4 protein-coding genes are annotated in these 6992 nt (G+C 59.6%); 3 read left to right on the top strand and 1 reads right to left on the bottom strand.

The window, feature by feature from the left end; genetic code table 11:
• Positions 1-119: 119 nt before the first annotated feature.
• The gene (locus tag ACVWXW_RS14185) at positions 120-1442 is read right to left on the bottom strand and encodes a four-carbon acid sugar kinase family protein (protein WP_457404344.1); all 1323 of its coding nucleotides are present in this window, start codon (positions 1440-1442) and stop codon (positions 120-122) included.
• Positions 1443-1650: 208 nt separating this feature from the next.
• Between ACVWXW_RS14185 and phoU the strand changes: the two genes are divergently transcribed.
• The 3 genes from phoU to ACVWXW_RS14170 all read left to right on the top strand — a co-directional run.
• Positions 1651-2292: a phosphate signaling complex protein PhoU gene (gene phoU, locus ACVWXW_RS14180; RefSeq protein ID WP_414357802.1), complete on the top strand. Its 642-nt coding sequence runs from the start codon at positions 1651-1653 to the stop codon at positions 2290-2292.
• Positions 2293-2359: 67 nt separating this feature from the next.
• Positions 2360-4645, top strand: a complete 2286-nt coding sequence (locus ACVWXW_RS14175) for a ribonuclease R family protein (RefSeq protein ID WP_457404342.1) — start codon at positions 2360-2362, stop codon at positions 4643-4645.
• A 208-nt stretch (positions 4646-4853) separates the two neighbouring features.
• On the top strand, positions 4854-6992 hold a 2139-nt coding region (locus tag ACVWXW_RS14170), incomplete at its 3' end, for an AAA family ATPase (RefSeq protein WP_457385074.1).

Here is a 6992-nt window from a genome sequence, read left to right as displayed (position 1 = left end):
CTCCGTCCCGCTAACGCGAATGGAAACAAACAGAATGCTATCGCTGCATAGTTGAACAGTGATGTTCAGCAGTGTTCAGCGTAAATGTATCAGGAACCCACAAGACCATCCTCTTCACCCTAAATCAAGCCCCGACTTTTGAGGCGACGGTGGAGCAAAAGCAGCGTATCCACCTCGCCGACATTGCCCGGAAACAACACCACCGGCAGGTTGGGAAAGCGGGGATGATCGGACGGGGTGATCACCATCGAGATCCCAGGGTAGACTTGCCCCAGCAGACGCACCGCCGGCAAGTTGAGGCCAACGCTGAGGGTGTCGTTGGAGGTGATGCCGCCCTTGCTGATGAGATAGCCGATCCCTTCTGGCAGCCCCTGCACCACACCCATCAACAACCGGGAAACCTTCTGCCCAAAAGCTAGGCGCATTTCTACGGCGTCCTTTTCGAACGTCAGTTCCTCTCGGCTGGTGTAGACCACCGGCGCCAGACCCTGCTCATAGGCGCTGTGAACTTGGGCCAGGATCCCAGGCAGCAGCTCCGCGTCGGGATCCAATAGTCGCCTCACCTCCACCTCGATGCCTTGGGTTTCAGGCTCCTGCAGAAGGCGGGCCAACTGCTGGCTGGACTTTTGCACGTGGGATCCCACGATCACCACCCCCGGTTGAGAGGAGCGAACAAACTGCCCCATCTGTTCCGGGGGAACGGGTTGTGGCGGCAACTGGGCCAGAGCCGTCAGGAGGCTGGCGGCACTGCGAAACAAAAAGCGCTTCCCCTGCTCTATAGCCGCCCAAACATCCTGGGCAAACCGATCCAGATCCGCCTGGGTTTCTCCATCCACCACACAGCAGACATTCCCCTCCAGACTCAAAAGCCGCTCCAGACAGCCGGCGCGAATCTGCTCTAGGGTCAATCGCTCCACCTGCTCAGCCCGGATCCGCCCCTGGGTTTTCTCCTGCACATAGTCCGGCAAATAGCTGTGGTGGTAGCCAAACACCGCATCCCGAGCAAACTCCGTCTCATGCACCGGCACCCAGCGCTCCCCCACCCGTAGGTAGTGGACACTGTTGCGGGTGATGCGCCCCCCTTCAAAAAAGGCCGGCACCAGAAAATGGGCATCAAAAGGCCCCAGCTCTGCTGCCATCACATCCGTTTCCAGGGGGTAATGCCCCCGCAGCGTCGAGTCGGAGCGGCTGACGAAAATAGCCTGCTCACATCCCAGCTCCGCCATCACCTCCTTCAACGCCCCACATACCGACCGCGTCACCTCCGCTGCCTTCGCCGGGGGCAAAGCCCGAGTATTGGTGAGGATGAAGCGAATCGGCGAGCTATCCTGCAACCCCAGCTTCAAGGTCTCCGGATCCCAGCGGGTGAGGAGCAGGCAACTGTGAACGGTTTGGGATCCGGTGGGATCATCGTCCAACACAACGATAGGGGGGAGAGCCATGAGACCGTCTCAATGACAAAGCAACCCGAGAACTCCAGACAGACGAATCCCCCTCAGAGGGCAACCGCTATTTTCATCTTCCCCCAAGTTGGCCATCTTCCCTGCCCCTATTCCAGGCGAAGTTTGCCATGATTGAGATCAACTGGCTCTGTTGAATCCAAAACGACTGCAGACATTTCCCCCCTGCCCACATTCATGGGAGAAAGCCATGGGGCAAGCCGAGCTGCAACTTCACATCAAACGGGTACAGCAGGACGTGCTGCGCATGGGGGCGCTGGTGGAAAAGTCGGTGGTCTTGGCCCAGCAGGCCCTGTTTGAACAGAACTTGGCCGCCGCCGAACAGGTGATCGCCCAAGACAAGCAAATTGACCGTTTTTATCGTCAAATCGAGAAAGACTGTATTAATTTGATTGCCTTGCGCTCCCCGGTGGCGCGGGATCTGCGCTGGATCAGTACCCTGATGCAACTGGTGCGGGATCTGGAGCGGATTGGCGACTACGCCAAAGATTTGGCCGAAGTGGCCCTGCGCTTGGTCATGTACCCGCCGCCGCCGGAGCTGGGTCGTATTCAGGTGATGATGCAGCGTTGCCAGAAAATGCTCAGCCACAGCCTGGTGGCCCTGACGGAATTGGATGCTGACCTGGGCCGACAACTGAAGCGGGAAGACGACGCCGTTGATGAAGATTACACTAACCTTTACAATACGTTGGCGCAGCAGTCTGACATTCGCGGATCGGTCGAGCCTATTCTATTGATGTTGCTGGCGATCCGTTACCTGGAGCGTCTGGCCGACCACAGCACCAACATCGGTCAGCGGGTAGCTTTTATCGTCACCGGCCAGCGTGACTAACGCCAACGGGTTGGGTCTTGCGATGTCTTAACCCCTCTTCTTCTCTTCTCTTTTGCCAATACCCAAAATGGACTTCTCTCGAATTTTTCAGCATTTTCTCTCTCAGCCTCCCGAGCAATTGACCGACAAAGATACTCTTCTTGCCCTCTTGCAGTCCCCCGACCCAGAAGCGCCGGAAATGCTGGAGATTGCCCTAGATGGCCTGGTGCGGGCCGGGTTTCTGGAACGACTAGGGGATCCACCCCGTTATCGGCGCAAGCCGGACGAATCTTTGGTGGTGGGGCGTTTGCGCTGTTCCAGCAAAGGCTTCTGCTTCGCCATTCGGGACGAGCCGGGGGTGGAGGATGTGTACATCCACGGCAGCAACCTCAGCGGCGCCTGGAATGGGGATCAGGTGTTGGCGAGGGTCACCAAAGATGGCAACCGTCGCCGCAGCCCTGAGGGAGAGGTGGTGGCCGTTGTGGAGCGGGCCAATTCTGCCCTGGTGGGTCGCCTCAAACAGACGGAACAGGGTTTTCGGGTGGTGCCCTTGGACGACCGGCTGCTGTTCGAGCTGGCCCTGACGGAGGGATCCCCTGTCGAGCTGGCGGAAGGTCGGGTGGCCTATGTGGAGGTGAATCGCTACCCGCTGGGGGATCTGCCCCCAACCGGAACCATTCGCAAAATTTTGGGCGACGGCCCAGAGGCCTCCATCGATGCAGATTTGGTCTGTTGCAAGTACGACCTACCGCAGGAGTTTCCCGCTCCAGTGTTGGAGGCAGCAGCAGCTCTGCCCAAAAAGCTCAGCCGCTCTGACCAAAAGGGCCGCCGCGATCTGCGCGATTGGTTTTGCATCACTTTGGAGCCTTTGGATCTGCAGCATCCCCACGGCTTGGAACCCAACGTGGCTGTTTCCTTGCAGCGGCAAGAGAATGACCACTGGCTGCTGGGGATCCACATTGCCGACGTGGCCCATTGGTTGGATCCCGACCACCCCTTGGAGCAAGAGGCTCAGCAGCGGACGGCCACCGTCTACCTCGATACGATGGTGCTGCCTCTCTTTCCGCCGGAGGTGCACAACCGCCTGGCTCTGTTGCCACAGCAGGAGCGCTTGGCCTATTCACTGCTAGTGACCCTCGACCCAGAAGGGGTGGTACAAAACTTCGAGATCTACCCCAGCCTGGTGCAATCGCGGGCTCACCTGTCCTATGGTCAGGTGCAGGCTCTTTTGGCCACCACCGCCGACTTGGGCCCCGACGAAGAAGTGCCGGAGTTGATGGCCCTGCTGCAAAACCTGCTGCGCCTCAGCCAGATCCTGCGGGCCAAACGTCACCAAGCGGGGGGATTTGACCTGCCCCTGTTGGATTTGCTCACTCCCCACTCTGCCGATGAAAGCGGCTACGGCCCCCTCTTGATCAGCGATCGCCTCGGCGCCCATGCCCTGATGACGGAAATTCTCCTGCTGGCCAACCAAATCCTGGGCCACCATTTGCGCCAGTTGGGGATCCCTTCTTTGGCCCGCGTGCAGCCTGCCCCTGCCGCCGAGGCCCTGCAGAGCTTTTTGCGCCTGGCCAATGCCATGAAGCTGGATCTGAATTTGCAAGATCCCGCTGTCGTAACTCTGGCGGACTGGCAGCGGATTTGTGCCCGCATCACCGCTCCCGATGTGTTGGCCTCTGGCGCGAGCCCGGCCTTGGTGGCGCAGATGCTGGCCACCTTGCCCCCGGTCGAGTATCGTCTCCAGCCTCTGGAAGAGCAACTCGGCCATTTTGGGTTGGGCCTCAAAGAACCCTACGCCACCTTTACGGCCCCCTTGCGCCGCTATGCCGACTTGCTCAATTTGCGTGCCCTGCACCTGGCCCTGAGCAAAGGACGCGAGCGCCGCAGCCCTCGCTCCAAAACTGTGGTGGATCTGCACGGCCCCAGCGGCTACGGCCAAATCGACTGGCAGGTGTTGTCGCCCAAGGTGCAGGAGGAATGGCAGGCGTTTCTCCAGGCGCAACTGCCCAAAATTCAGGAGGGGTACCGGATCCGGCAGCAGGCGGAGCGGGAGCTGATGGGCCTGAAGCGCTCTGAGTTCATGCAAAAGCACCTGGGAGAGGTGTTCCCCGGCCTGATCATCGGCGTCCAGAACTACGGCTTTTTTGTCCAGGTGGATCCCATCTTGGCGGAAGGCTTGGTGCGGGTCAGCACCCTGAAAAACGATTGGTACGAGTACCGCGGCCGTCAGCAGGCGCTGGTGGGACGCAAGAGTCGGCGCCAGTTTCGCCTGGGGGATCGGGTGGAGGTGCAGATTAAGAACGTGGATTACTACCGCCAACAAATTGACCTGGCGGTAATCGGGGAAGGCCGTCCCTACGAAGAAGAAGAATAAGGCGGGGATCCCTCCATGGATCGCAGCTGGAGAGGACGGTTGTTGCGAACTCTGGCTCTGGCAAAATAGGCGATACCTAGATTACCTAGATCAGGAAGATCCTACCGGAGCTTCCGGCACCCAGCTCTACTGCCCCGAAAGAGTCCAGGGTGCTCCCTGTGTCTGTATTGCCTTCCTATACTGAGTAGCAAAGCTCTGCCGAACTCCTATGCAGCCCACCAATCCCAACCAATTTACCGAAAAAGCTTGGAGCGCCATTGTCCAATCCCAAGATGTGGCCCGGCGGCACCAGCAGCAACAGTTAGAAACCGAGCATTTGCTGATCTCCCTTCTGGATCAAGAGGGGGGGCTCACCCAAACCCTCCTGCAACGGGCAGGTATCGATCCGAGGCTGGTGCGGGATAAAGTGGAAAGCTTCATCAACCAGCAGCCCAAGTTGGCGCGGGTGGATCAGCTCTACTTGGGTCGCGGCCTGGAAACCACCCTGGATCGGGCCGAGGAGTTTCGCAAAGAGTACGGCGATGATTTCATCTCGGTGGAGCACTTGTTTTTGGGATCCCTGCAAGATGAGCGGGTGGGCAAGCGGGTCTTGGCACCCCTGGGCCTGACGGTAGAGCGCCTCAAACCGGTCATCAAAGAGGTGCGAGGCAAACAGCGGGTCACCGACAAAAACCCCGAATCCCGCTACGAAGCCCTGGAGCGCTATGGCCGCGATCTCACCCAGGCGGCCCGCGAAGGGAAGCTGGACCCGGTGATCGGGCGAGATGACGAGATCCGCCGCGTCATTCAGGTGCTCTCCCGCCGCACCAAAAACAACCCCGTCCTCATCGGCGAACCCGGCGTGGGGAAAACAGCCATTGTGGAGGGCCTAGCCCAGCGCATCAACCGGGGAGATGTGCCGGAGTCTCTGAAAAACCGGCGAGTCATTGCTCTGGACATGGGCGCTCTCATTGCCGGGGCCAAGTACCGCGGGGAATTTGAAGACCGCCTCAAAGCTGTGCTCAAAGAGGTCACTGAATCCGAAGGCCAGATCATCCTCTTCATCGACGAGTTGCACACCGTTGTCGGCGCCGGGGCCGGCGAAGGGGCCATGGATGCCGGCAACTTGCTCAAACCCATGCTGGCACGGGGCGAATTGCGCTGTATTGGTGCCACCACTTTGGATGAATACCGCAAGCACATCGAAAAAGATGCGGCCCTAGAACGCCGCTTTCAGCCGGTGTACGTGGATCAGCCTTCGGTGGAAGATACCATCTCCATCCTGCGCGGCCTCAAAGAGCGCTACGAGCTGCACCATGGGGTCAAAATCAGCGACTCCGCCTTGGTGGCGGCAGCGGTGCTCTCCAACCGCTACATCTCCGAGCGCTTCCTGCCCGACAAAGCCATCGACCTGGTGGACGAGGCGGCGGCCAAGCTGAAGATGGAGATTACCTCCAAGCCCGTCGAGCTAGACGAGATCGACCGGCGCATCATGCAACTGCAGATGGAGGAGCTCTCCCTGAAAAAAGAAGATGATGCTGCCTCTAGAGATCGCCTCAGCAAAATTGAGCAGGAGCTGGCCAACCTGACGGAGCGACAACGGGAGTTGAATGCTCGCTGGCAATTTGAAAAAGAGGCTATCGAACGCCTGCAAAGCCTTAAAGCCGAGCGGGACGCCGTCAAGCTTCAAATCGAACAGGCTGAACAAAAATATGACCTCAACCGCGCTGCCGAGCTCAAGTACGGCAAGCTGATGGAATTGGAGCGGCAAATCCAAGAGCAGGAGGCTCACCTGGCCAAGCTGCAGACCAACGGCGAGCCGCTGCTGCGGGAGCAAGTGACTCCTGAAGATATCGCTGAGATCGTCTCCCGCTGGACCGGGATCCCAGTCACCAGCCTGATGGAGTCGGAAAAGCAGAAGCTGCTGCGCCTGGAAGCCCATTTGCACCAGCGGGTGGTGGGCCAAGACGAGGCGGTAGCCGCCGTAGCGGCAGCCATTCGGCGCGCCCGGGCCGGCATGAAGGATCCCAATCGCCCCATCGGCTCTTTCCTGTTCATGGGGCCCACTGGCGTGGGGAAAACCGAGCTGGCCCGTGCCTTGGCGGAGTTCCTCTTCGACACTTCCGAGGCGATGGTGCGCATCGACATGTCCGAGTACATGGAGAAGCACTCGGTCTCTCGTCTAATCGGAGCTCCTCCAGGCTACGTGGGCTACGAAGAAGGCGGGCAGCTCTCCGAGGCGGTGCGGCGACGCCCCTACTCGGTGGTGCTGTTTGACGAGGTGGAAAAAGCCCACCCGGATGTCTTCAACATCCTGCTGCAGGTGCTGGACGATGGCCGCATCACCGACTCCCAAGGGCGGACAGTG

The organism is Thermostichus sp. MS-CIW-30, from assembly GCF_054058015.1.
The sequence above is the reverse complement of the archived record's forward strand: the minus strand, read 5'-3'. Positions and strand labels throughout refer to the sequence as shown.

Excerpts from the sequence above, each read along its gene's own strand:
- ACVWXW_RS14175 (WP_457404342.1), top strand. The coding sequence starts at position 2,360 with ATGGACTTCTCTCGAATTTTTCAGCATTTTCTCTCTCAGCCTCCCGAG.
- ACVWXW_RS14185 (WP_457404344.1), bottom strand. The coding sequence starts at position 1,442 with ATGGCTCTCCCCCCTATCGTTGTGTTGGACGATGATCCCACCGGATCC.
- phoU (WP_414357802.1), top strand. The coding sequence starts at position 1,651 with ATGGGGCAAGCCGAGCTGCAACTTCACATCAAACGGGTACAGCAGGAC.